Here is a 25,041-nt window from a genome sequence, read left to right on the forward strand (position 1 = left end):
GTGCGGGCGGGGTCGGTGGTGCCGGCGGGGCCGGCGGTCTGTTCGGCGCGGGCGGCAATGGGGGGGCCGGGGGAATCGGCACCATCCTCGGCGGCGCGGGTGGTGCCGGCGGGGCCGGCGGTCTGTTCGGCGGACTGTTCGACGCCGGGGGCGGCAATGGTGGGACCGGCGGAGGAGCCTCAGCCAACGGGACCGCTGGTGCCGGCGGTGCAGGCGGGGCGGGCGGCCTCGTGTGGGGCAGTGGCGGCCTCGGCGGTCAGGGCGGCGGTGCCAACCTCAACGGCGGCACGGGCGGCGCCGGGGGTCAGGGCGGCAACGCGGGCGCGCTCCTTGGCTATGGAGGCGCCGGCGGTGCGGGCGGCGGCGGCGGGCTCACAGGTGGCAACGGCGGCCTCGGCGGCAACGGCGGGTTGCTGTTCGGCAGCGCCGGGGCCGGCGGCGCGGGTGGCCCCGGTGTACTCGGCTCCGGCGGAGCGGGCGGCGGCGGCGGCAACGCCGGCCTGTTCGGTTACGGCGGCGTCGGTGGTGCGGGCGGGAGCGGCGTGGTCGGCGGCGGGCTCGGCGGCAACGGCGGCCAGGCGGGTCTGCTCTTCGGTGGCGGCGGTGCCGGCGGCGAGGGCGGCAATGGTGGCGTCGCGGCGGCCGGCGGTAGCGGTGGGGCCGGCGGTAACGCCGTGCTGTTGGGCGACGGCGGCAATGGCGGCAACGGTGGCCTCGGCGCAACGACGGGCGGCACCGGTGACGGGGGCGCCGGTGGGCTGGCGTTCGGTGCCGACGGGTTCAACGCTCCCGTCAACCCCTCGCCGTGGCATGCGGTGACGCAGTCGGTGCTCGGGGCGATCAACGCGCCCACCGAGCAGTTCCTGGGCCGGCCATTGATCGGCAATGGCGCCAACGCGCCCGCGGGCAGCGGTCTTAACGGTGGCGCCGGCGGGATCTTGTTCGGTGACGGCGGTGCGGGCGGGTCCGGCTCCGCGGGTGCCGTCGGTGGTGCCGGAGGCGCGGCCGGGCTAATGGGTACCGGGGGCGCCGGGGGCGCGGGCGGGTTTGCGGCCGCCGGCACCGCCGGGGCCGGCGGCACCGGAGGAGCCGGCGGCCTGCTGTGGGGTGACGGCGGGGTCGGCGGCGGGGGCGGCAACACCGGTGTCGGCGCCACTAGTGGGGCCGGCGGCAACGGCGGGGCCGGCGGGCTGTTCGGCGCCGGCGGCAACGGCGGCGCGGGCGGGCTGAGCCACGCCGGCACGGCCGGGGCCGGCGGTGCCGGTGGGTCCGGCGGCCTGCTGGGCGGATTGATCGATGCCGGCGGCGGCAACGGAGGGGCCGGCGGGGCCACCGTGGCCGGTGTCGGCACCGCCGCTGGGGCAGGCGGAGCGGGCGGCAGCGGCGGTCTGCTCGCCGGCGCCGGCGGCGCCGGGGGCGTCGGCGGAACCGGTGCGCTCGGCGGGACAGCGGGAACCGGCGGGGCCGGCGGGCACGGCGGTAACGCCGGCCTGCTGTTCGGCAGCGGCGGCGCCGGCGGATCCGGCGGATTCACCTCGCTGAACGGCACCGGCGGCAATGGCGGAGACGGTGGCAACGCCGGACTGTGGTTCTCCAGCGCGGGTGTCGGCGGTGAAGGTGGGGGCGGGACCACCGGCGGCGCCGGCGGCGCCGGCGGCGACGCCGGCCTGGTCGGCTTCGGCGGCGCCGGTGGGCTCGGCGGCCACGGCAGGACTGTCGCGGGTAATGGCGGGTCCGGCGGGCACGCCGGTCAGCTGCTGGGCGACGGCGGCGCCGGCGGCGCGGGCGGGACTGGCGGCTTCTCTGGTGGCGTCACTGGTGTCGGGGGCGCCGGCGGTAATGGCGGCGGGGCCGCGGGGATCGGCGACGGCGGCAACGGCGGCAACGCGGGCATCGGCCCCGCGGGCACCGGCACCGCCGGCATCGGCGGGCCGTTGGGCATCTTCGGTGAAAACGGTTCGGACGGTTTGACCTAACAAACGCCATACGCAACTAAACGGTTGCGCTTCGGCCTGGGTTGTGGCAGCCTAAAAGGCAACCAGTAGGTTGCATATGAGTACTGATCAAATTCAGAAACAGGTCGTGTTGCGCGCGCCGCTGGACCGGGTGTGGCGGGCCATCACGGACGCCGAGCAGTTCGGGCGCTGGTTCGGCGTCCGCTTCGACGGGCCGTTCGTCGCAGGGCAGCCGGTCGCCGCCACCATCGCCCCGACCACCGTCGACGAGGAGGTCGCCAAGCGCCAGGAGCCACACGCCGGCGTGACCACCACGTGGGAGATCGTCGCGATCGAGCCGCGCCGGCGATTCGCCTACCGCTGGCAGCCGTGCGCGGGCGAGCCGGATGCGGACGATGCGCCGACCACGCTGGTCGAGTTCACCCTCGCCGAGACGCCCGACGGCGTGCTGCTCACGATCACCGAGTCTGGTTTCGACGCCATCCCGGCGGCGCGTCGGGCTTCAGCGTTCGAGGCCAACTCCGAGGGCTGGGCCATGCAGACCGACCTGGTGCGCCGGTATCTGGAGGGCACCCGGGTATGAGCGCCGTCGGCGCGCCGCTGTTCGACGCGCTGGGGGACGCGAATAGGCTGCGCATCGTCGTGCGGCTCTGCGACGTCGGGCCGTGCTCGACATCGCAAGTCACCCAAGCCATTCCGGTCACTCGGCAAGCCGCCAGCAAGCACCTGGCGCTGCTCGAATCCGTGGGAGTGGTCACCAGCGCCCGCCGCGGGCGCGAGCGCGTCTGGACGGTGCGGACCGAACCGCTGGCCCAGGCCAGCGACTACCTCGACCAGCTGTCGCGGCGTTGGGATGCCGCGGTTGAGCGGTTGCGGGCGTTCGTGGAAGAGGAGTGAGTCACTCCGGTCACAGCTCGGCGGGATGTGCGGTAGTGCCCGCCTCACAGCGACTACTGACTCGGCCAGCGTCGGGCTCGCGAATTGTCGCTATGAGGCGGGCACAAGGGGTGCCGGCTCTCGGAGAGGCAGGTGTGGCAGATGTGACCGACGCGCCGCAGGCTGGCGTCGGTCCCCTTCGATAACCTGCGAAGGTGACTTCAGCCGAAGCTGACCCGGTTGCGCCCGACGTTCGGCGGCAATGGCGGGAACTGGCCGACGAGGTGCGCGAACACCAGTTTCGTTACTACGTGCGCGACGCCCCGATCATCTCCGACGCGGAGTTCGACCAGCTCCTAAAGCGGCTCGAAGCGCTCGAGGAGCAGCATCCCGAACTGCGCACGCCCGATTCGCCGACCCAGCTCGTCGGCGGCGCCGGCTTCGCCACTGATTTCACCGAGGCCGAGCACCTGGAGCGAATGCTGTCCCTGGACAACGTGTTCAGCGCCGAGGAGTTCGAGGTGTGGGCCGCGCGCGTGCGCGCCGAGGTCGGCGACGACGTGCCCTACCTGTGCGAGCTCAAAATCGACGGTGTCGCGCTGTCGCTGGTGTATCGCGACGGTCGGCTGGTCCGGGCGGCGACGCGGGGCGACGGCCGCACCGGCGAGGACGTCACGCTGAACGCCAGAACCATCGACGACGTCCCGGAACGGCTGACAGCCGGCAAGGACTACCCGGTGCCGAAGGTTCTCGAGGTGCGCGGCGAGGTGTTCTTCCGGCTGCACGACTTCGAGGCGCTCAACGCCGCGCTGGTCGAAGACGGCAAGACCCCCTTCGCCAACCCGCGCAACAGCGCCGCGGGCTCCCTTCGCCAAAAGGACCCCGCGGTCACCGCGCGGCGCAGGCTGCGGATGGTCTGTCACGGCGTGGGGCACACCGAGGGCTTTCGCCCGGCCACGCTGCACGACGCCTACCTGGCGCTGGGCGCGTGGGGCCTGCCCGTCTCCGAGCACACCACCCGGGTGGAAAACGTGGCGGGTGCACTGGAGCGCATCACCTACTGGGGCGAACACCGCCACGACGTGGATCACGAAATCGACGGTGTGGTGGTCAAAGTCGACGATGTGGCGCTGCAGCGCAGGCTGGGCTCGACCTCGCGGGCGCCCCGGTGGGCGATCGCGTACAAGTACCCGCCCCAGGAGGTGCAGACCAAGCTCCTGGACATCCGCGTCAACGTCGGCCGGACCGGGCGCGTCACACCGTTCGCGTTCATGACGCCGGTCAAGGTGGCGGGGTCGACGGTGGGGCTGGCCACGCTGCACAACGCCGCCGAGGTCAAGCGCAAGGGCGTGTTGATCGGCGACACCGTGGTGATTCGCAAGGCCGGCGACGTCATTCCCGAGGTGCTCGGCCCGATCGTCGACCTGCGCGACGGCTCGGAACGCGAATTCGTCATGCCCACAACGTGTCCCGAATGCGGCACCCCGCTTGCCCCGGCCAAGGAGGGCGACGCCGACATCCGCTGCCCCAACGCGCGGTCGTGCCCGGCGCAGTTGCGGGAGCGGGTTTTTCACGTCGCGGGCCGCGGCGCGCTCGACATCGAGGGACTGGGTTACGAGGCCGCCACCGCGCTGCTGCAGGCCGGCGTGATCGCCGACGAGGGCGACCTCTTCGCCCTCACCGAAGATGACCTTTTGCGAACCGAGCTGTTCCGGACGAAGGCCGGCGGGCTGTCGGCCAACGGCGCGCGGCTGCTGGCCAATCTCGATGTGGCCAAGGCGAAGCCGCTCTGGCGGGTGCTGGTGGCGTTGTCGATCCGGCACGTGGGCCCGACGGCCGGCCGCGCGCTGGCCACCGAATTCGGCGACCTGCAGGCGATCGAGGTCGCGTCCACCGAGCAGCTGGCCGCGGTGGAGGGCGTCGGCCCGACCATCGCCGCCGCCGTCACCGAATGGTTCACCGTCGACTGGCACCGGGCGATTGTGGACAAATGGCGGGCGGCCGGGGTGCGGATGGCCGACGAACGCGACGCGAGTGTGCCGCGCACCCTCGAGGGGCTGACGATCGTGGTCACCGGTTCGCTGGCGGGTTTTTCGCGCGACGACGCCAAGGAGGCGATCGTGTCGCGCGGCGGCAAGGCCGCGGGATCGGTGTCGAAGAAGACCGACTACGTCGTCGCCGGCGACTCGCCGGGCTCCAAGTACGACAAGGCGGTGGAGTTGGGCGTGCCGATCCTCGACGAAGACGGGTTCCGAAAGTTGTTGGCCGACGGGCCCTCCGGGGCCGACGAGTGAGCAGTCCGTACGGTGATTCGACGCGCAGCGTCAAGGCCGTAAGCTCCCCGGCCGTCGCCGGCCTGGGAGTGGCGGCGCCGGCGGTGCTGGCCTCCACCTATCACCTGTCCGCCGACGAAACCGCTGATCTCGATGCCTACGGCCGCAGCTCCAATGCGACCTGGCGGCAAGTGGAATCGGCCCTCGCCGCCCTGGAGGGAGCGGCCGGCGCGGTGGTGTTCAGCTCGGGCATGGCGGCCATCAGTGCCGCACTGTGCGCACTGGCCCGTCCCGGGACGGCCTTGGTGGTGCCGTCCGACGGCTACTATCAGGTGCGCCAGTATGCAGCGGAACACCTTGCGCCCGCGGGTGTTTCGGTGATCGAGGCGTCGAGTTCGCAAATCCACGACGCGGCGGCCGGCGCGGACGTGGTACTGGCCGAAACCCCCACCAACCCCGCGCTGGATGTGATCGACCTCCAGCGGTTGGCCACCGTGTGCCAAGCTCGCGGGGCGCGGTTGATCGTCGACAACACCGCGGCAACACCTTTCGGTCAGTGCCCCCTGGCGCTGGGCGCCGACCTGGTGGTGGCCAGCGCCACCAAGGGACTCTCGGGGCACAGTGACCTGCTGGCCGGTTACGTGGCGACCAACCAGCCCGAGTTGATCGCCGCGGTCGAACGCCATCGGCTGCTCGCCGGTGCGATCCTGGGCGGCTTCGAGGCGTGGCTGCTGCTGCGCAGCCTGGGAAGCGCCGGGCTGCGATTCGACCGCCAGTGCCGGAATGCGCAAGCGGTGGCGACGATGCTGGCCAGCCATCCGTCGGTACGAGCCGTGCGTTACCCGGGGCTGGTTGAGGACCCGGCGCACCCGGTGGCCGTCGCGCAGATGCGGCGGTTCGGGTCCCTGGTCTCATTCGAGTTGGCCGACGCGGCCGCGGTGCGGGCACTGGTGGACGGGTCCGAGCTGCTGATCGCGTCCACCAGCTTCGGCGGCATGCACACCTCGGTGGATCGCCGGGCACGGTGGGGTGACCGCGTCGCCGCCGGATTCGCGCGCCTCTCGCTGGGCATCGAAGACACCGACGACCTGGTTGCCGACATCGAGCGGTCGCTCGCGGCGTCTGCTGTGATGGGCGGATGAGCCCAACCTCCGTTGCCGACGTGGTCGCGCGCATGCGGGCCATCGCGGCACAACTGCCGCCCGATGACGGTGCCGAGGTGTTCAACGGCGTCTACCTGCGAGTGACCGAGATGATGGCGGACCGGCTCGCGACGAAGGGCGTGTTCCACGACGAGGCGTTCGTCACCGACCTCGACGTCCGCTTCGCCGGTTACTGGTTCGACGCATACGACGCCGCCGGGGCCAAGCCCAAGGCGTGGGCGCCGCTGTTCGCCGCCCGAGGCAGCAAGGGAATCCTGCCGATTCAGTTCGCGCTTGCCGGCATGAACGCACACATCGAGCACGACCTGCCGCTCGCCGTGATCGCGACGTGTGCCGCGCGCCGGTGCACGCCGGACAGCGAGGGCGTGCACGCGGACTACGAGAAGATCAACGATGTCCTCGCCAGCGTCGAGGCCGAGATCCGGCGGTCCTTCCTTGACGACGTGGAGAGGTCGATCGACGATCACCTCGAGCCGGTCGCGCACCTGATCACCTCGTGGGACATCGCGAAGGCGCGCGATTTCGCGTGGCTGACCATGCAGACGATGTGGGAGCTGCGACGGGTCAGGGGGTTGTTCGACGCTTATGCCGCGGGGCTGGCCCGCACGGTGGGGATGGGTTCCCGGCTGTTGCTGACCCCGCTGACCTGAACGCCTCAGCGCAGCATCGTCGCCACGATGCCGGCCAGATAGCCCAGCCGGGCGACCTCCGAGGGCCGGAATTCCGGGCCCGGACGGCCAAGCATTACCGCCGTGTGCGGGTCGCCCAGCGGCGCCGCGACCATCGTGGTGTCCATGTCGCGCCACGCCTGCGGCACCCACTCGGCGGTATGGTCGAGCGCCGCCGCGCGTTCGATCGGCAGCCAGGGGGCGGAATCGGCCTTGGTTTCCGGGCACCCTGGGCTGTCGGCGAGGCGTTCCAGTTCCCCGTGTGAACTGCGCAACACCGTGCACCAGCTGACCCGCAGCACCTTGGGCGCCTCGTTGACCAGGACCTTCAGTCTCGACGCGTCGTCGCCCGCGGCGGCGACGTGGTCGAGCAGCTCCAGCTCGCGGTGCGCCTCCAGCAGCCCGGTGTGCGGGCGGACGCTGTCCACGCGGACGTTGGGCAGTGATTCCGCGGCGGTGATCAGCCGGTCCGGCATCGCCCCCGGCGGCAGCTCGATGACCAGGTCGTCGATCGCATAACCCGAGCTGCGCTCCACCACGTCGAGCGACAGGATGTCGGCGCCCGCCGAACCGAGCGCGACGGCCAGCGAGCCCAGGCTGCCCGGGCGGTCGGCTAGCTCGATGCGCAACAGATACGACGGCACGGCCAACACTTTGGCACAGCAATGTATCCGCGGCATTTCGGCTGGGACGGCGGCGTGAAGCCCGCGTCCTGCCCCCGACGGGGTCTGATCGCCCGCCGCCTCCTCCCGCCGCTCTGCGGCGCGCATCGTCGCCGGGCTAGGCTTTCCGGTCGTGTCCCAGATCTCCCGCGACGACGTGGCGCACCTTGCCCGGCTGGCCCGGCTGGCGCTGACCGATGCCGAGCTGGACAGTTTCGCCGGCCAGCTCGACGCCATCCTCACCCACGTCAGCCAGGTCCAATCGGTCGATGTCACCGGCGTCGAAGCGACCGACAACCCGCTCAAAGACGTCAACGTCACCCGCCCGGACGAGCGGACGCCGTGCCTGACGCAGGCCGAGGCGCTGGCCGAGGCGCCCGAAGCCGTCGACGGCCGCTTCGCGGTGCCGCAGATCCTGGGGGACGCCGAGTGACCGATATCGTCCGCTCCGACGCCGCGACGCTGGCCGACCAGGTCGCCGCCGGGGAGCTCTCGTCCACCGAGATCACCCGGGCCTGCCTGGACCAGATCGAGGCGACCGACGACCGGTACCACGCGTTTTTGCACGTCGCGGCCGACGAGGCGCTGGCCGCCGCGGCTGCCGTGGACGACGCGGTGGCCGCCGGCGAGCCGCTGCCGTCGGCGCTGGCCGGGGTGCCGCTGGCGCTCAAGGACGTGTTCACCACGGTCGACATGCCCACCACCTGCGGCTCCAAGATCCTGGAGGGCTGGCGTTCCCCCTACGACGCGACCGTCACCGCGCGGTTGCGCGCGGCCGGCATCCCGATCCTGGGCAAGACCAACATGGACGAGTTCGCGATGGGCTCGTCGACGGAGAACTCCGCCTACGGCCCCACCCGCAACCCGTGGGACACCGACCGGGTGCCCGGAGGTTCCGGCGGCGGCAGCGCGGCCGCGCTCGCCGCGTTCCAGGCCCCGCTGGCCATCGGGTCCGACACCGGGGGCTCCATCCGCCAGCCGGCCGCGCTGACCGCGACCGTCGGCGTCAAGCCCACCTACGGCACGGTGTCGCGCTACGGGCTGATCGCCTGCGCGTCGTCGCTGGATCAGGGCGGCCCGTGCGCCCGCACGGTGCTGGACACCGCCCTGCTGCACCAGGTGATCGCCGGGCACGACGTCCGCGATTCGACGTCCGTCGACGCCGAGGTGCCCGACGTCGTCGGCGCCGCCAGGGCCGGCGCGGGCGGTGATTTGCGCGGCGTGCGCGTCGGCGTCGTTCGGCAGCTGCGCGGCGAGGGCTACCAGGCCGGGGTCCTGACGTCGTTCGAGGCCGCCGTCGAGCAGTTGACCGAGCTGGGCGCCGAAGTCAGCGAAGTCGACTGCCCGCACTTCGATCACGCGCTGGCCGCCTACTACCTGATCCTGCCGTCCGAGGTGTCCAGCAACCTGGCCCGCTTCGACGCGATGCGCTACGGCCTGCGGGTGGGCGACGACGGCACGCATTCCGCCGAGGAGGTCATGGCGCTGACCCGCGCGGCCGGCTTCGGCCCGGAGGTCAAGCGGCGCATCATGATCGGCACCTACGCGCTGTCCGCCGGCTATTACGACGCGTACTACAACCAGGCGCAGAAGGTCCGCACACTGATCGCGCGCGACCTCGACCGGGCCTACGAAGCCGTCGACGTGGTGGTGTCGCCGGCGACCCCGACCACGGCGTTCCCGCTGGGGGAGAAGGTCGACGATCCGCTGGCTATGTATCTGTTCGACCTTTGCACGCTGCCGCTGAACCTGGCCGGCCACTGCGGCATGTCGGTGCCGTCCGGGCTGTCCCCGGACGACGGCCTGCCGGTCGGGCTGCAGATCATGGCCCCCGCGTTGGCCGACGACCGCTTGTACCGGGTGGGCGCCGCCTACGAGGCGGCCCGCGGGACGCTGCCTAGCGCGGCCACCGTCTAGCGGCAATTTGCGCCAGGTCGCGCCATCCGGGGCCCATGCGGGCAAGATGAACAGATGCGGATCGGAATTCTCACCGGGGGCGGCGACTGTCCCGGGCTCAACGCCGTCATCCGGGCGGTGGTGCGCACCTGCGACTCGCGATACGGATCGTCGGTGGTCGGATTCCAGGACGGATGGCGCGGGCTGCTGGAGAACCGGCGCATCCAGTTGCAAAACGACGACCGCAACGACCGCCTGCTCGCCAAGGGCGGAACGATGCTGGGCACCGCCCGCGTGCACCCTGACAAACTTCGGGCCGGGCTGAACCAGATCAAGCAGACCCTCGACGACAACGGCATCGACGTGCTGATTCCGATCGGCGGCGAGGGCACGCTGACCGCTGCGCACTGGCTGTCCGAGGAGAACGTTCCCGTGGTCGGCGTGCCGAAGACCATCGACAACGACATCGATTGCACCGACGTGACTTTCGGGCACGACACCGCGCTGACGGTGGCCACCGACGCCATCGATCGGTTGCATTCCACGGCCGAATCCCATCAGCGGGTGATGCTGGTGGAGGTGATGGGCCGGCACGCGGGATGGATCGCGTTGAACGCCGGGCTGGCGTCCGGCGCGCACATGACGCTGATCCCCGAGCAGCCCTTCGACGTCGAGGACGTGTGCCGGCTCGTCAAACGCCGCTTCCAGCGCGGGGATTCGCACTTCATCTGCGTGGTCGCGGAGGGCGCCAAGCCGATCGCCGATTCAATCACGTTGCGCGAGGGCGGGATTGACGAGTTCGGCCACGAGCGGTTCACCGGCGTCGCCGCGCAACTCGGCGCCGAGGTGGAGAAGCGGATCAACAAGGAGGTCCGGGTGACCGTGCTGGGCCACGTCCAGCGCGGCGGCACCCCGACCGCGTACGACCGGGTGCTGGCGACCCGGTTCGGCGTCAACGCCGCCGATGCCGCCCACGCGGGCGAGTACGGGCAGATGGTCTCGCTGCGGGGCCAGGACATCGGCCGGGTGTCGCTGGCCGACGCCACCCGCCAACTCAAGCTGGTGCCCGAGAGCCGCTACGACGACGCGGCCGCCTTCTTCGGCTAAGCGTTAACGAACGGTGGGTGGCAGCGAATTGACGGCCGACTGAATTTGCCGCCGAACCCGGCAGCTCACGCCAGGTCGCCGCGATTGTCGTGGTTTTCTGCCAGCTCGAAGCGGTTATACCGTCTGCTATGAGCAACCGCGGTTCGATTCGCGGAGCCGTTCGCCAGCCGGGGTCGGGCCCGCGAGACCGTCAGCGGCCGCCGCCGCGCGGTCGCGACGATGCCAATTGGACGTCTGCCACCGTGCCCCGGCCGCCACAGCCCCCGCCGACCGCGCCGGCACCGGCGCGGCTGGTCCCCCCGCGGTCGCGCCCGGAGCTGACCGTCGGCGGGACGGCCCTCGACAGCCTCGAACCGCAGGAGACCCAGGACTCCGCCGGGTTTGACTGGCGAGACCTGGTCCGGCGCCTTACCGGAATCAACCTCGGCCGGGGCAAAGGTTCGGCATACGAGCGGGAGCTACGGGAGCGCATCCGCGCTCCGCTGGGCGGCGCGTTCCCCATCGCGGTGCTCAACCTCAAGGGCGGCGTCGGCAAGACCGTCGTCGTCGAGGCACTGGGCTCCACCTTCGCCGCCGTCCGCGACGACAAGGTGATCGCCGTGGACATCGACGCCGGCGACTTGGCCGAGCGCCACGGCCGCCGCAACCCGCTGAGCATGGCCGATCTGTTGCGGGACGGCGCGGCCACCCACTATTCGGATGTGCGGGCGCACACCTACATGAACAGCTTCGGGCTGGAGGTGCTCGGGCTGCCGGACTACGCGCGCACCGATTGGCGGCTGGAGCGCCACGACGTCGTCAGGACCTTTTCGATTCTGCGCAAGCACTATTCGGTGGTGTTGGTGGACTGTGTCAAGGCGGTCAATTCGTCCGTGATGGACGCCGTGCTGCCGGCGTCGTGCGCGCTGGTGGTGGTCACCAGCACCTCCATCGATGCGATACGCAAGACCAGGACCACGCTAGACCTGTTGCGCAACAAGGGATATCAGCGCTTGATGGCGCGGACCGTGCTGGCGATCAACCATGTCGAGGCCGGCAAGGTGGCCGTCGTCGCCGCCAAGGAGCTCGACGCGTTGTCCGCCCGCGTGGCCGCCACCGTCGTGCTGCCGTTCGATCGGCACGTGCATGACGGCAAGGAGATCGGCCTGGACCGGCTCAGCAGGGAAAGCCGGCGCAGCTATCTGGAGATGGCGGCCGCGTTGGCCGACATGTTCCCCGGCACGGGCATGGAGCAAGGGCTCCGGCTCGGGGCAAGCCGAAGGCCGCCCGGGTTCTAGCTGTGCCGATGGGTGGTGACCCGCTTCGCCCGGCTTCGCCGCGCTCGCGATCACCACTACCCCGATGGGTGGTGACCCGCTTCGCCCGGCTTCGCCGCGCTCGCGATCACCACTACCCCGATGGGTGGTGACCCGCTTCGCCCGGCTTCGCCGCGCTCGCGATCACCACTACGATCGACGGCATGAGTGTTGCCGCCGGTCCCGAGTTGCTCGACTACGACGAGGTCGTCGCACGTTTCGACCCCGTGCTCGGCCTCGAGGTGCACGTCGAGCTGTCCACCGCGACCAAGATGTTCTGCGGTTGTTCCACCACATTCGGCGCCGAACCCAACACCCAGGTGTGCCCGGTGTGCCTCGGGTTGCCGGGCTCGCTGCCGGTGCTCAACCAGGCCGCGGTGGAGTCGGCGATCCGGATCGGGCTGGCGCTGAATTGCGAGATCGTGCCCTGGTGTCGCTTCGCCCGGAAGAACTACTTCTACCCGGACATGCCCAAGAACTACCAGATTTCGCAGTACGACGAGCCGATCGCGATCAACGGCTACCTGGAGGCGCCGCTGGAAGACGGCTCCACCTGGCGGGTGGAAATCGAGCGCGCCCACATGGAGGAAGACACCGGCAAGCTCACCCACATCGGTAGCGAGACCGGCCGCATCCACGGCGCGACGACGTCGCTGATCGACTACAACCGGGCCGGCGTGCCGTTGATCGAAATCGTCACCAAGCCGATCGTGGGAGCGGGCGCCCGGGCCCCGCAGATCGCCCGGTCCTACGTCACCGCGCTACGAGACCTGTTGCGCACCTTGGGCGTATCCGACGTCCGGATGGATCAGGGCTCGATGCGTTGTGACGCCAACGTGTCGCTGAAACCGACGGGGGCGACCGAGTTCGGGACCCGGACCGAGACGAAGAACGTCAACTCGCTGCGCAGCGTCGAGGTTGCCGTGCGGTACGAAATGCAGCGCCAGGGCGCCATCCTCGTGTCCGGCGGACGGATCACCCAGGAAACCAGGCACTTTCACGAGTCCGGGTACACCAGCCCCGGTCGTACCAAGGAAACCGCCGAGGACTACCGCTACTTCCCGGAACCCGACCTCGAGCCGGTCGCGCCCAGCCGCGAGTTGGTCGAGCAGCTGCGGCAGACCATCCCCGAGTTACCCTGGTTGAGCCGCAAGCGAATTCAGCAGGAGTGGGGCGTTTCCGACGAGGTCATGCGCGATCTGGTCAACGCCGGTGCCGTCGAACTGGTCACCGAGACCGTCAAGCACGGCGCGTCGAGCGAGCAGGCCCGCGCTTGGTGGGGAAACTTCCTGGTGCAGAAGGCCAATCAGGCCGATCTCGAATTGGACGAGCTGGCCATCACGCCCGCTCAGGTCGCCGCGGTGATCGCGCTGGTCGACGAGGGCAAGCTGTCCAACAAGCTGGCCCGCCAGGTCGTCGAGGGTGTGCTGGCCGGGGAGGGCGAACCTGAGCAGGTGATGACCGCCCGCGGCCTGGCGCTGGTGCGTGACGACTCGGTGACGCAGGCCGCCGTCGACGAGGCGCTGGCCGCCAATCCGGATGTCGCCGAGAAGATTCGCGGCGGCAAGGTGGCCGCGGCCGGCGCGATCGTCGGCGCGGTGATGAAGGCCACTCGCGGACAGGCCGACGCGGCCCGGGTCCGGGAGCTCGTGCTGGCCGCCTGCGGTCAGGGCTGACCGGGACGGCCGCGCCGGTGTTCGACGACCTGATGGCCATGCTGGACAGCCCGGTGTTCGTCGTGACCACCCAGGCCGACAATCAGCCGTCGGGTTGCCTGATCAGTTTCGCCACCCAAACCAGCGTGCAGCCACCGAGCTTCATGGTCGTGATGCCGCGCAGCAGCCCCACCTGCGACGGGGCCCGCCAATCCGAGCACCTGGCGGTGCACGTGCTGGCGCAGCACCAGGTCGCCCTGGCGGAGCTGTTCGACGGCGAAACCGACGACCAGGCCGACAGATTCGGTCGCTGCTCGTGGCGCGTCGGGCCGCACGGGATGCCCATACTCGACGAGGCGATTGCCTGGTTCGTCGGCAGGACCGCGCATTGGATCGATATCGGGGATCACGTCGCCTTCATCGTCGAACCCGTCGCCGGATGGGTTCCTGATTCCTACGAGGACGTGCTCTACCTTTCCGATCTCGACGAGATGGAACCGGGCCAGGTCGCGCCCGAGCGGTTCGTCCTGCACAAGCCGGCCGCCGAGCCGCGCAAATACGGCCTGAGGTTCACCCTGGAGGGGCCCGTTTAGGTTTTGTCGTCGTTGTTGCGCGGGAAGCCGCCGCCCTGCGGGAACAACGGGAACACCACGTCATCGAGCTTCTCGGCGTCCCCGGCGGTCTTGTTAACCGTTGCGCCCCAGACGTTTCCGTCCGGCGACATCCGCAGCGCCCACGCGTGCGCGTGGGTGTCCTTGCGGACGACGTCGGGTTCGCCGGTGACCGCGCCGGTCTTCGGCGCGAGCCGCACCGCCACCGTCAGCTTGGTGTTGATCAGGTTCACCAGCACGGTCCCGTCCATCGCCGCGCAGCCCGCGACGCCGGGCTTGTCCGGCCACGTCCACACGGTGGAGACCTCGGAGGTCTTGGTGATGCGCTGCAGGCGGTCGGCGGTCGGGGTGCGGTCGGCGACATACAGCGAGCCGTCGACGGGGTCGATGCACATGCCGCCGCCGGAGCCCACCCCGGACAGCGCGGTCGTCGGCGGGGCCTGGCCGATGGTGGTCGGCTGCTCGATGCGCAGCACCTTGCCGGCCAGCGACTTGGGGTCGGCGGCCATCGCCGGGTTGCCCGCGTCGCCGGTCATCACGACCAGCGTGGTCGGGCTGGTGAAGATCAGCGCGCCGGTGTTGCCGGTGGCGCCCTTGGGGATCCCGGTCAGGATATCCTTCGGGATGTCGCCGTCGGCCACGCGGATGACCCGGTTGTCGGTGGGCGTGCTGATGTAGGCGTACATCAGGCGGTCCTGCTGATAGGTGGGCGACAGCACGATGTCCATCAGCCCGCCGTCACCGGACGGGTCGACGGGGATGACGACCTTCACCTTCGGCTCGGCGTTGACCGAGATGTCCTTGACGGCGCCGGTGGTGCGTTCGGCGACCAGCGCGGTTTTGCTGTCGGGGCCCATGATCAGGCCGCTGGTGCTCTCCAGGCAGCCCTGCATGACTCCCGGCGCGGGGCACACTTTCGGGAAGGGCGTCGGCGGCAGCGGCGGCGGCGGGGGAGGCGTCGAGCTGGGCTGGGGCTTGAGTTCGGGGGCGGTCGTGAAGGGCTGGGATTGGGCGTCGTTGAACCGCGCGCACCCGCTCGCGACCAGCACGACCGCGGACAGCGCGGCCAGACCGCCGCGAACCGAGCCCCGTATCCGCATGATCGACAGGCTACGGACTGGGCGGGCACCGCCGCCACACGCCTGCCCGGGTCCGGCCACGGAAGGTGTGCCGGTGAGGCGCCGATTTGACGCTTTTTTGGCCGCGCGGAGGGGCGGAAAAGGCGATTTGGGGCCAATCCGGGGCGTTTTGGCGGACTAACCGGCGAAAGGGCCGCTCAAATCCCCGATTCAGGCGCGTTTGCCCTTACCCTGACACCCGTGACCAGTCAATCGAATGACGCACATTGGAGCCGTCCGGGCGAATCCTCGGAGCCGCTCGCGGGGCGCCCGGCCTCGGCGCGCTTGGTCGACCCCGAGGATGACCTGACGCCGGTCGGGTATCCGGGCGACTTCGGAAACACCACCGTCATCCCCTACGTCGACCCCGCTGCGGCGGGTGCCCCCGGGGCCGGCGGATACCACCTCCTCGATCAGCAGGAGCCGCTGCCGTACGTGCAGCCGGCGTCGACGGCGCAGCCGATGCCCATCTCCGCGACCGAGCCGGCCCAGATCGACGGGGACAAGGACGAGGACGAGCGTCACCGCGAGATCGGCAAGCGCGGCACCCAGAATCTGGGTTTGCTGGTGCTGCGGGTCGGGCTCGGCGTGGTGTTGGGGGCCCACGGGCTGCAGAAGCTGTTCGGCTGGTGGGGCGGCGGCGGCCTGACCGGCCTGAAGAATTCGCTGTCCGACGTCGGCTACCACCACGCCGACATCCTCGCCTACGTCAGCGCGGGCGGCGAGATCGTTGCGGCGGTGCTGCTGATCTTGGGCCTGTTCACCCCGGTGGCCGCGGCGGGCGCACTGGCGTTCCTGATCAACGAACTGCTGGCCACCGTGTCGGGCGGCGCGCGGTCGCACGCCTTCGCCTACTTCCTGCCGCAGGGGCACGAATACCAGATCACCCTGATCGTCCTGGCCGTTGCGGTGATCCTGTGCGGACCGGGCCGCTACGGCTTGGACGCCGGCCGGGGTTGGGCCCACCGCCCCTTCATCGGGTCGTTCGTCGCCCTGCTGGCCGGCATCGCCGCCGGCGTCGCGGTCTGGGTCACGCTCAACGGGGTCAACCCGATCGGCTGACCCTCATCGGTAGGGGTTGGGCACCCGTCCCGCGCTTACCTCGGTCAGCTGCGGCAGCGTGGCGAATGTAACCGCCGGCAGGCGCAGCTCCGCACCGCTTTTCAGGCGGGCGCGCGCCCAGGAACCGCGGTGGAAGCGCAGCCCGTCGATCTCTTCCCAGCGCACCGTCCTGCTCGCCAGCAACGTCCGAACGGTCAGGCCCCGCTCGTCGGCGACCGTGCGCAGCCGGATGACCAACGCGGACAACACCACCGGGATGATCAGCAGCGGCGCGGATACCGGCCAGGCCAGCACCGGTATCAGCAAGCCGAGGGTGAAGAACCCGACGGCGAAGTGCGCCATCGGCGACACCTTGATCACCACGGGGGAATCGGTAGCCACTGGAACATCATTTCACCGCGCGCCGGCCTTCCCGCGGCCCGCTGCCGAGTGTGAACAGGCGGCGACGGTCCCGGTGTGTCGCCACCAGGAATGCACACGGGAAAGCCGTGGCTGCGCACTGGACCCCGGATTTGACTGTTGAGCTGTGCGAAGGCTACCGTCGGACGTTATGGAAACCGCCGGAAAGCCCGGGATGCTCGTAGTACTTAGTCAGCGCGTTGGTGCCTGACTGAGCCCTTCAGCATTTGAAGCGATCCAGCACCAACGCGCAACCCTCGTTCAGCCGATGAGCTGACGGGGGTTTTTTCTTGCGCAGCAACGAAACTTCGAATAGTGAATAGGACCCCAGGACAGTGAGCGCTCCCACCAGGCCACCCGCCACGCAGGCGCAGGATCCGGCCAGCGTCGCCACGGACGCCGTGAAACCCTCCGCAAAGACGCCGGCCGCTCAACCGAAACGCGTTGGCCCGGAACAACTTACCGGTGCCCAGTCGGTGATCCGGTCGCTGGAGGAACTCGACGTCGAGGTCATCTTCGGGATACCAGGCGGTGCCGTGCTGCCGGTCTACGACCCGCTGTTCGACTCGAAAAAGCTGCGCCACGTGCTGGTTCGGCACGAGCAGGGCGCCGGCCATGCCGCCAGCGGCTACGCGCACGCCACCGGCAAGGTCGGCGTCATGATGGCGACCTCGGGTCCCGGCGCGACCAACCTGGTCACCCCGCTGGCCGATGCCCAGATGGACTCGATCCCCGTCGTCGCCATCACCGGGCAGGTTGGGCGTGGGTTGATCGGGACGGACGCCTTCCAGGAGGCCGACATCTCGGGCATCACGATGCCGATCACCAAGCACAATTTCCTGGTCCGCTCCGGCGACGAGATCCCCCGGGTGCTGGCCGAGGCGTTCCACATCGCCCGCTCGGGACGTCCGGGCGCGGTGCTCGTCGACATCCCCAAGGACGTGCTGCAGGGTCAGTGCACATTCAGCTGGCCCCCGCGGATGGACCTGCCCGGCTACAAGCCGAACACCAAGCCGCACAACCGGCAGGTGCGGGAGGCCGCCAAGCTGATCGCGGCCGCGCGCAAACCGGTGCTGTACGTGGGCGGCGGGGTCATCCGCGGCGAGGCAACCGAGCAGCTGCGCGAGCTGGCCGAGCTGACCGGCATCCCGCTGGTCACCACACTGATGGCGCGCGGCGCCTTCCCGGACAGCCATCCGCAGAACCTGGGCATGCCCGGCATGCACGGCACCGTGGCCGCGGTGGCGGCGCTGCAGCGCAGCGACCTACTGATCGCGCTGGGCACCCGGTTCGACGACCGGGTGACCGGGAAGCTGGACTCCTTCGCCCCCGAGGCCAAGGTCATCCACGCCGACATCGACCCCGCCGAGATCGGCAAGAACCGGCACGCCGATGTGCCGATCGTCGGCGACGTGAAGGCCGTCATCACCGACCTCATCGCGATGCTGCGCCACCACGATGTGCCCGGCAACATCGAGATGACGGACTGGTGGGCGTATCTGCACAGCGTCCAGTCCACCTACCCGCTGAGCTACGGCCCTCAGAGCGACGGCAGCCTGAGCCCGGAGTACGTGATCGAGAAGTTGGGCGAGATCGCCGGACCGGACGCGGTGTACGTCGCCGGCGTCGGCCAGCACCAGATGTGGGCCGCGCAGTTCATCTCGTACGAAAACCCGCGCACCTGGCTCAATTCCGGCGGGCTGGGCACCATGGGCTTCGCCGTCCCGGCGGCTATGGGCGCCAAGATCGCCCGCCCGGACGCCGAGGTCTGGGCGATCGACGGCGACGGCTGCTTCCAGATGACCAACCAGGAGCTGGCCACCTGCGCCATCGAGGGCGCGCCGATCAAGGTGGCGCTGATCAACAACGGCAACCTGGGCATGGTGCGCCAGTGGCAGACGCTGTTCTACCAGGAGCGCTACTCGCAGACCGACCTGGCCACGCACTCACACCGGATCCCGGACTTCGTGAAGCTGGCCGAGGCGCTGGGCTGCGTCGGATTGCGTTGCGAGCGTGAGGAAGACGTCGTCGACGTGATCAACCAGGCGCGGGCGATCAACGACCGCCCGGTGGTGATCGACTTCATCGTCGGTGCCGACGCGCAGGTGTGGCCGATGGTCGCCGCCGGCACCAGCAACGACGAGATTCAGGCCGCCCGCGGGATCCGCCCGTTGTTCGACGACGAAAGCGAAGGGCACGCCTGATGAACACGCACACGCTGTCGGTGTTGGTGGAGGACAAGCCCGGTGTGCTCGCCCGCGTGGCGGCGCTGTTCTCGCGGCGCGGCTTCAACATCGAGTCGCTGGCCGTCGGCGCAACCGAGCAGAAGGACATGTCGCGGATGACCATCGTGGTCTCCGCCGAGGAGACCCCGCTCGAGCAGATCACCAAGCAGCTCAACAAGCTGATCAACGTGATCAAGATCATCGAGCAGGACGACGACAACTCGGTGTCCCGGGAGTTGTCGCTGATCAAGGTGCGGGCCGACGCCGGCACCCGTAGCCAGGTCATCGAGGCGGTGAACCTGTTCCGCGCCAAGGTGATTGACGTGTCACCGGAATCGCTGACCATCGAGGCCACCGGTGACCGCGGCAAGGTCGAGGCGTTCCTGCGCGTGCTGGAGCCCTTCGGTATTCGCGAAATCGCCCAATCCGGAATGGTGTCGCTATCCCGCGGTCCGCGCGGTATCGGCACGGCCAAATAGCAAACAAGGAGAAAGTTCACCGTGGCATTAGAGATGTTCTACGACGACGACGCAGACCTGACGATCGTCCAGGGCCGCAAGGTCGGCGTCATCGGGTACGGCAGCCAGGGGCACGCGCACTCGTTGAGCCTGCGCGACTCGGGCGTGCAGGTGCGCGTCGGGCTCAAGGAGGGTTCGAAGTCCCGGGCCAAGGTTGAAGAGCAGGGCCTGGACGTCGACACCCCCGCCGAGGTCGCCAAGTGGGCCGACGTCATCATGCTGCTGGCCCCCGACACCGCGCAGGCCGACATCTTCAAGAACGAGATCGAGCCGAACCTGAAGGCCGGCGACGCTTTGTTTTTCGGGCACGGGCTCAACATTCACTTCGACCTGATCAAACCGCCCGCCGACGTGACCGTCGCGATGGTCGCCCCGAAGGGCCCCGGCCACCTGGTGCGCCGCCAGTTCGTCGACGGCAAGGGCGTGCCCTGTCTGATCGCCGTCGACCAGGACCCGACCGGCCAGGGCGAGGCGCTGGCCCTGTCGTACGCCAAGGCCATCGGCGGCACCCGGGCCGGCGTCATCAAGACGACCTTCAAAGACGAGACCGAGACCGACCTGTTCGGTGAGCAGGCCGTGTTGTGCGGTGGCACAGAGGAATTGGTGAAGGCCGGCTTCGACGTGATGGTCGAGGCGGGCTACCCGCCGGAGATGGCGTATTTCGAGGTGCTGCACGAGCTCAAGCTGATCGTCGACCTGATGTACGAGGGCGGCATCGCCCGGATGAACTACTCGGTGTCCGACACCGCGGAGTTCGGCGGCTACCTGTCCGGCCCGCGCGTCATCGACGCCGGCACCCGCGACCGGATGCGCGACATCCTGCGCGAGATCCAGGACGGCACCTTCGTCAAGAAGCTCGTCGCCAACATCGAGGGCGGCAACAAGCAGCTCGAGCAGTTGCGCAAGGAGAACGCCGAGCACCCCATCGAGGTCACCGGGAAGAAGCTGCGCGACCTGATGAGCTGGGTCGACCGTCCGATCACCGAGACGGCATAGCTTCTGGCGGCGCGGGGCGCCGCTCGAGCGCCCAGCCGCCGGGCGACGGCCAGCACCCGGCGGCCCAGGTGGTCAAGCGTTCGGTGTCGCTTTGCCGAAACGTGAACGGCTGCGGCCCGTTTTGGCGTGTCGTACGTTAAGTGTCGCGAGGGTTGTCGTCTTGTCCCGCGACGTCGACTCGCACGGTGAGAAACTGGGCACCGACCGCGGCGACGGCCATGCTGTTGACCCGTGGCAACGTGCGCAGCCGGGCTTTGGCATCGTCGTCGTACATCAGGACGGCGGTGCCGGAGTACCACCGGCCCCGAACACGTACCCGGACTTGCGGATTCGCCTTGATGTTGCGCACATACTGAGAGCGTTCGCCGAACTCCGACACCATCCAGAATTGGCCGTTCGCCAGCCGGCCCCCGACCGGTGTCCGACGGGGTCGGCCCGTGTTCCGTCCCGTGGTCTCCAGCAAGCTCATGGTCGGAACCCGTCGCATGAGCGGGTTGAAAAACCATCTCTGGGATCGATTGATCAGCCGGTCCCGAAGCGTGGGCATCGCAGTTCTCCTTGTCATCACGGGCGTCTCATTGGGTGGGCTCTTGAACACTGACGCTTGCAATGGCTTTTGGGTAGTGTCCTAAACGACAGGTATCAGGAGATTCTGGCCATGCATCGAGTTGCGGTAATCGCCGTCCCGCCCGTGACGCCCTTTGATTTGTCGATTCCCGACTTGATCTTGGGCAATGCGGAGGTCGACAACCGATCCGCTTACAAGGTCACCATGTGCACGGCCGAACCCGGCCTGGTCGCAACGACGGGCAGCCTGGGCGTGAGCGTGGATCACGGATTGGAGGCCATCCGTTCCTCTGACACGGTGATTGTCACCGGAACGGGCAACCGCGAACGGGTGGACGGCCGTGTGCTCGACGCGCTGCGCCGCGCCGCCACGCGCGACAAGCGCATCGCTTCGATCTGCACGGGCGCGTTCGTGCTCGCGGAGGCTGGCCTGCTCGATGGGAGAACCGCCACCACGTACTGGCCCTACTCCGACGAGTTCCGACGTCGATATCCGCGGGTACAGCTTCGGGCTGACGTCCTTTACGTCGATGACGGCATGATCCTGACCTCCGCCGGCCTGGCGGCGGGAATCGATCTGTGCCTTCACCTCATTCGTCGTGATTTCGGCGCGCGTGTCGCCAATGCGGTTGCGCGGCGCGCCGTGGTGGCCCCGATCCGACCGGGCGGGCAAGCGCAATTTGTCGAGACGGCTGTAGCCGACGGTGCCCGTGACTCGTTGGCACGAACCCGCGCGTGGGCTCTCCGACAGTTGGACCGGCCACTCTCGCTGGAGGACGTTGCCCACCACGCCGGCATGAGCGTGCGCAACCTAAGCCGGCGCTTCAAGGCGGAAACGGGGCAGAGCCCGCTGCAATGGCTGCTTTATCAACGAATCGATCGGGCGCGCGAATTGCTCGAGTCGACGGCACTGCCGGTCGGTCAGGTGGCCGCGCGATCCGGCCTGGGGACCGCGGATTCGCTGCGCAAGCACATGGTCCGCCGGCTGGGTGTGCCGCCCAGCTCGTATCGGGCCACCTTCTCCCGCCTGACAACTGGGTGAAGGGCGTCTTCCTTCCGCCGAGCGTGCAGCTGTTGTGAATTTCTTGGCCGATTCTCGCAACTGTTCACTATCGGCGCCGGGCGCCCCTCAAGAACCCAGCCGGTCGGCGACGGCGACCACCCGGCGGCCCAGGTGGTCCAGGGCGTTATTCGTGGGCTCGTCGAATTCGTTGATGTTGTCGTGGGTGGACACCAGGCTCACCCCGTACGGGTTGCCGTCGACGAACTTGACCGGATCGGTGTAGCCCGGCGGCACGATGATGCCACCAAAATGCATCAGCGTGTAGTAAAGGGAGAGCAAGGTCGACTCCTGGCCGCCGTGCAGTGTGTTGGACGACGTGAACGCGGCGTAGACCTTGTCGGCGAGTTTGCCTTCGGCCCACAGCCCGCCCAGCGAGTCCAGGAACGCCCGCAATTGCGCGGCGGGCGAACCGAACCGGGTCGGCGAGCCGAAGATCACCGCGTCGGCCCAGACGATGTCGTCGCCGGTGGCCGCCGGAAGGTCCTTGGTCGCTTGGTAATTCGCGGTCCAGGCCGGGTTGTGCGCAAAGGATTCCGGGTCGTGGGTCTCGGCGACGTGCCGCAGGCGCACCTCGGCGCCCGCCGACTCGGCCGACGCGGCGACACGTTTGGCCATCGCGGTGCCGTGACCGGTGGCCGAGTAATAGATGATCGCGAGTTTGGTCACGGTGTCAGCTTAGGCATGTCCAACTTGCTGGAAAACCCAAGGGCAGCCGGTTTAAGTTAGATGATCGGGAGTCGATTCGCGTCTGGGCGCAGTGCACCTTCCGACCAACCAGATGGGGGCGTCATGGCCGACGAGTCCGGTAACCCGATGGGGCTGAACGACACCGGACGTGTCGAGGCCTTCAGCGACGGTGTGTTCGCGATCGTCGTCACCTTGCTCGTGCTGGATCTGAAGGAGCCCGAACATGCTCCGGGCGAACTGCTCGACGGCCTCGCCCGACAGTGGCCCGCGTATCTTGGCTACTTCGCGTCCTTCGCCTTCGTCGGGGTGATCTGGCTCAATCACCATCAAGCATTCGTTGCGATCCAGCGGGTGGACATGGGCGTGAATTTGGCGAACCTCGCGCTGCTGTTCACCACTGCTTTGATTCCGTTCCCCACCGCGGTGCTCTCCCGGGCATTGATCACCGGGGTCGACAGCGCGGACGCGCGGACCGCGGTGGCGCTATACGCGGGCATAGCCACCGCGATGTGCGCTAGTTGGCTACTTCTCTACGATCAGGTTCACCGCCGCCGCGGCGCGCTCGTCGAAGCCGGAATCGACCAGCGAGCCTTCGCGGCCAATCGGATCCGTGCGGTGGCGGGGATCGCGGCTTATGTGACGGCAGGTCTGATCGGGGCGTTGTGGTTCCCGGCGGCAGCACTGGTCGTTTTCGCCGTCATGCCGATTTTCTATGCGCTCACAACCGGACGAACCGAGTCCGCGCGAGACAAAGGCCACCGGTAGTACGAGTCACGGTGCGAGCTTCGGCATGCCCAGGCCGAATTCGCGGCGCAACAAGGTGCGCGCGGCGTAATAGCCGGACATACCGTGCACCCCGCCGCCGGGCGGGGTGGCCGCCGAGCACAGGTACACCTTCGGAATCGGTGTGCTCCAAGGGTTTATCCGCGGCGTGGGACCGGCGATCGCGCGCCAGGCGGAATTTCCGCCCATCCCGATGTCGCCGCCGACGTAGTTCGCGTTGTGGTCGGCCATCCGGGCGGCGGGCACGGCGCGGGCCGCCACCACGATGTCGCGGAAGCCGGGCGCGAACCGCTCGACGGTCTCGGTGACGGCCTCGGTAGCGTCGACGGTGGAACCCGACGGCACGTGGGCGTAGGTCCAGAACGGGCGGCGGCCCACGATGTCGATGCGGCCGGGGTCCGCGATGTGCGGCGACGCGGCCAGCACCATCGGCCACTGCGCATGACGCCCGGCGGCGATGTCGGCCTCGGCCCGAGCCATCTGCTCGCGGGTGCCGCCCAGGTGCAGCGTCGGGGCCCGCCCCAGCCGCGCGTCGGTCCACGGGATGTCCTCGCTGAGCACGAAGTCGACCTTGGCGACGCCGGGGCCAAAGGTGTAGCGGCGCAACGCCTTCGCGTAGCGGTCCGGAAGCGCGTCCCCGTAGATGCGCAGCAGCGCCGTCGGCGCGGTGTCGAACGCGACGACCCCGCCGGGCGGCCGAGTGACCTCGGTGCCGGCCGTGAGCTCGCCGCCGTGCGCGCGCAGGTCGGCGATCAGCGCGTCCGTGATCGCCTGGCTTCCACCCACCGGGATCGGCCAGCCGACCGAATGCGCGAGGGTGGCCAGCATCAAACCGGCCCCGGCGGCCGTCAACGACGGCATCCGCGAAATCACGTGCGCGGCAACGCCGGTGAACAGGGCGCGTGCGTCCTCTCCGGTTAGGAAGCCCAGCAGTGACCCCCAGGCGGGGGTGCCCTGCGCCAGCATCCGAACGCCGAGTTGCAGGGCGGACGGCAGCGATCCGGGCACCGATCGTTTGTCGCCGAGCAGCAACCCCACGACGGCGTCGGAATGCTCGACCAGCGGGCCGAGCAGGCGTCGCCACGACGTGCCGTGCTCCAGTTCCGCGCAGGTGCGCTCGAGATCCCGGTAGGCGATGACCGCCGGGCGGCCCGGCAGCGGGTTGGCGTAGGAAATCTCCGGGACCGCCAGTTGCACGCCGCGCGCGGGCAGGTCGAACGCCGCGAAAAACGGCGACGCCAGCGCCAGCGGGTGAACGGCCGAGCACACGTCGTGTAAGACTCCCGGAGAATCTGGGTCGGGCGCGGTGCGCGCGCCGCCGCCGAAGGTCGGCTGGGCCTCGACGACCTGGACTTTCAGCCCCGCACGGGCGCAGATGACGGCCGTGGTGAGCCCGTTGGGTCCGCTGCCGATGACGGTGACGTCCGAGGTCACGTCCACGCGTCAATTACAGCCGATAGGC

General features: G+C 69.4%; 24 protein-coding genes. 18 read left to right on the forward strand and 6 right to left on the reverse strand.

Annotated features, from left to right (window positions below; genetic code table 11):
• The 6 genes from AWB92_RS30165 to AWB92_RS05225 form a co-directional block, all read left to right on the forward strand.
• A partial coding sequence (locus AWB92_RS30165) for a PGRS repeat-containing protein (RefSeq protein WP_193791387.1) occupies positions 1 to 1,976 on the forward strand: 1,976 nt, incomplete at its 5' end.
• A 76-nt stretch (positions 1,977 to 2,052) separates the two neighbouring features.
• On the forward strand, positions 2,053 to 2,538 hold the full coding sequence (locus AWB92_RS05205; protein WP_085184370.1) for an SRPBCC family protein: 486 nt from the start codon (positions 2,053 to 2,055) through the stop codon (positions 2,536 to 2,538).
• Complete coding sequence (locus AWB92_RS05210; protein WP_085184371.1) at positions 2,535 to 2,852, forward strand: metalloregulator ArsR/SmtB family transcription factor; 318 nt, start codon at positions 2,535 to 2,537, stop codon at positions 2,850 to 2,852. Before AWB92_RS05205 ends, AWB92_RS05210 begins: the two co-directional genes overlap by 4 nt.
• A gap of 194 nt (positions 2,853 to 3,046) precedes the next feature.
• Complete coding sequence (gene ligA, locus AWB92_RS05215) at positions 3,047 to 5,125, forward strand: NAD-dependent DNA ligase LigA (RefSeq protein WP_085184372.1); 2,079 nt, start codon at positions 3,047 to 3,049, stop codon at positions 5,123 to 5,125.
• A complete protein-coding gene (locus AWB92_RS05220; protein WP_085184373.1) occupies positions 5,122 to 6,246 on the forward strand; it encodes a cystathionine gamma-lyase in 1,125 nt (374 codons plus the stop codon). The genes ligA and AWB92_RS05220 overlap by 4 nt, the downstream gene beginning before the upstream one ends.
• Entirely contained in the window at positions 6,243 to 6,917 is a 675-nt protein-coding gene (locus tag AWB92_RS05225; RefSeq protein ID WP_085184374.1) for a DUF5995 family protein, read from the forward strand. The genes AWB92_RS05220 and AWB92_RS05225 overlap by 4 nt, the downstream gene beginning before the upstream one ends.
• 5 nt (positions 6,918 to 6,922) lie before the next feature.
• Here AWB92_RS05225 and AWB92_RS05230 read toward each other — a convergent pair whose 3' ends face one another.
• The gene (locus AWB92_RS05230; RefSeq protein ID WP_142281947.1) at positions 6,923 to 7,579 is read right to left on the reverse strand and encodes an amino acid-binding protein; all 657 of its coding nucleotides are present in this window, start codon (positions 7,577 to 7,579) and stop codon (positions 6,923 to 6,925) included.
• 151 nt (positions 7,580 to 7,730) lie between these two features.
• Between AWB92_RS05230 and gatC the strand changes: the two genes are divergently transcribed.
• The 6 genes from gatC (at position 7,731) to AWB92_RS05260 (ending at position 14,143) form a co-directional block, all read left to right on the forward strand.
• Entirely contained in the window at positions 7,731 to 8,030 is a 300-nt protein-coding gene (gene gatC, locus AWB92_RS05235; protein WP_067153317.1) for an Asp-tRNA(Asn)/Glu-tRNA(Gln) amidotransferase subunit GatC, read from the forward strand.
• Positions 8,027 to 9,514: an Asp-tRNA(Asn)/Glu-tRNA(Gln) amidotransferase subunit GatA gene (gene gatA, locus AWB92_RS05240; protein ID WP_085184376.1), complete on the forward strand. Its 1,488-nt coding sequence runs from the start codon at positions 8,027 to 8,029 to the stop codon at positions 9,512 to 9,514. The genes gatC and gatA overlap by 4 nt, the downstream gene beginning before the upstream one ends.
• A 54-nt stretch (positions 9,515 to 9,568) precedes the next feature.
• Positions 9,569 to 10,600 carry an ATP-dependent 6-phosphofructokinase gene (locus AWB92_RS05245; protein WP_068102091.1) on the forward strand — a complete coding sequence of 344 codons (1,032 nt, stop codon included), beginning with the start codon at positions 9,569 to 9,571 and terminating at the stop codon, positions 10,598 to 10,600.
• A 128-nt stretch (positions 10,601 to 10,728) separates the two neighbouring features.
• Complete coding sequence (locus tag AWB92_RS05250) at positions 10,729 to 11,877, forward strand: MinD/ParA family protein (RefSeq protein ID WP_085184377.1); 1,149 nt, start codon at positions 10,729 to 10,731, stop codon at positions 11,875 to 11,877.
• 182 nt (positions 11,878 to 12,059) lie between these two features.
• The gene (gene gatB / locus AWB92_RS05255) at positions 12,060 to 13,571 is read left to right on the forward strand and encodes an Asp-tRNA(Asn)/Glu-tRNA(Gln) amidotransferase subunit GatB (protein ID WP_085184378.1); all 1,512 of its coding nucleotides are present in this window, start codon (positions 12,060 to 12,062) and stop codon (positions 13,569 to 13,571) included.
• 32 nt (positions 13,572 to 13,603) lie between these two features.
• Entirely contained in the window at positions 13,604 to 14,143 is a 540-nt protein-coding gene (locus AWB92_RS05260) for a flavin reductase family protein (protein ID WP_085184418.1), read from the forward strand.
• On the opposite strand, the gene AWB92_RS05265 is transcribed toward AWB92_RS05260, so the two are convergent.
• Positions 14,140 to 15,261, reverse strand: a complete 1,122-nt coding sequence (locus AWB92_RS05265; protein ID WP_068102085.1) for a sorbosone dehydrogenase family protein — start codon at positions 15,259 to 15,261, stop codon at positions 14,140 to 14,142. The two genes, AWB92_RS05260 and AWB92_RS05265, sit on opposite strands and share 4 nt — an antisense overlap.
• A 219-nt stretch (positions 15,262 to 15,480) precedes the next feature.
• Between AWB92_RS05265 and AWB92_RS05270 the strand changes: the two genes are divergently transcribed.
• Positions 15,481 to 16,341, forward strand: coding sequence for a DoxX family protein (locus tag AWB92_RS05270; RefSeq protein WP_085184379.1), 861 nt, complete (start codon positions 15,481 to 15,483; stop codon positions 16,339 to 16,341).
• 3 nt (positions 16,342 to 16,344) lie between these two features.
• Here AWB92_RS05270 and AWB92_RS05275 read toward each other — a convergent pair whose 3' ends face one another.
• Positions 16,345 to 16,722: a PH domain-containing protein gene (locus tag AWB92_RS05275; protein ID WP_241523369.1), complete on the reverse strand. Its 378-nt coding sequence runs from the start codon at positions 16,720 to 16,722 to the stop codon at positions 16,345 to 16,347.
• Positions 16,723 to 17,075: 353 nt separating this feature from the next.
• Between AWB92_RS05275 and AWB92_RS05280 the strand changes: the two genes are divergently transcribed.
• The 3 genes from AWB92_RS05280 to ilvC are packed head-to-tail and all read left to right on the forward strand — an operon-like array spanning position 17,076 to position 20,479.
• Positions 17,076 to 18,944 (forward strand): acetolactate synthase large subunit, encoded by a 1,869-nt coding sequence (locus AWB92_RS05280; RefSeq protein WP_085184380.1) that lies wholly within the window; start codon positions 17,076 to 17,078, stop codon positions 18,942 to 18,944.
• Positions 18,944 to 19,444 (forward strand): acetolactate synthase small subunit, encoded by a 501-nt coding sequence (gene ilvN / locus AWB92_RS05285; RefSeq protein ID WP_085184381.1) that lies wholly within the window; start codon positions 18,944 to 18,946, stop codon positions 19,442 to 19,444. Before AWB92_RS05280 ends, ilvN begins: the two co-directional genes overlap by 1 nt.
• A gap of 33 nt (positions 19,445 to 19,477) precedes the next feature.
• Positions 19,478 to 20,479 carry a ketol-acid reductoisomerase gene (ilvC, locus tag AWB92_RS05290; protein WP_081665585.1) on the forward strand — a complete coding sequence of 334 codons (1,002 nt, stop codon included), beginning with the start codon at positions 19,478 to 19,480 and terminating at the stop codon, positions 20,477 to 20,479.
• Positions 20,480 to 20,615: 136 nt separating this feature from the next.
• Here ilvC and AWB92_RS05295 read toward each other — a convergent pair whose 3' ends face one another.
• Complete coding sequence (locus AWB92_RS05295) at positions 20,616 to 21,026, reverse strand: nitroreductase/quinone reductase family protein (protein ID WP_085184382.1); 411 nt, start codon at positions 21,024 to 21,026, stop codon at positions 20,616 to 20,618.
• Between the two features lie 111 nt (positions 21,027 to 21,137).
• On the opposite strand from AWB92_RS05295, the gene AWB92_RS05300 reads away from it, so the two are divergent.
• Positions 21,138 to 22,088 carry a helix-turn-helix domain-containing protein gene (locus tag AWB92_RS05300; protein ID WP_085184383.1) on the forward strand — a complete coding sequence of 317 codons (951 nt, stop codon included), beginning with the start codon at positions 21,138 to 21,140 and terminating at the stop codon, positions 22,086 to 22,088.
• An 87-nt stretch (positions 22,089 to 22,175) separates the two neighbouring features.
• Here AWB92_RS05300 and wrbA read toward each other — a convergent pair whose 3' ends face one another.
• Entirely contained in the window at positions 22,176 to 22,775 is a 600-nt protein-coding gene (gene wrbA, locus AWB92_RS05305; protein WP_085184384.1) for an NAD(P)H:quinone oxidoreductase, read from the reverse strand.
• Between the two features lie 123 nt (positions 22,776 to 22,898).
• Here wrbA and AWB92_RS05310 point away from each other — a divergent pair, with 123 nt between their 5' ends.
• Entirely contained in the window at positions 22,899 to 23,561 is a 663-nt protein-coding gene (locus AWB92_RS05310; RefSeq protein ID WP_085184385.1) for a TMEM175 family protein, read from the forward strand.
• Between the two features lie 6 nt (positions 23,562 to 23,567).
• Here the strand turns inward: AWB92_RS05310 and AWB92_RS05315 are convergent, their stop codons facing one another.
• Positions 23,568 to 25,013 (reverse strand): NAD(P)/FAD-dependent oxidoreductase, encoded by a 1,446-nt coding sequence (locus tag AWB92_RS05315; RefSeq protein ID WP_085184420.1) that lies wholly within the window; start codon positions 25,011 to 25,013, stop codon positions 23,568 to 23,570.
• Positions 25,014 to 25,041: the final 28 nt, after the last annotated feature.

The sequence above is a fragment of the Mycobacterium sp. IEC1808 genome (assembly GCF_002101935.1).
Taxonomy (GTDB): domain Bacteria; phylum Actinomycetota; class Actinomycetes; order Mycobacteriales; family Mycobacteriaceae; genus Mycobacterium.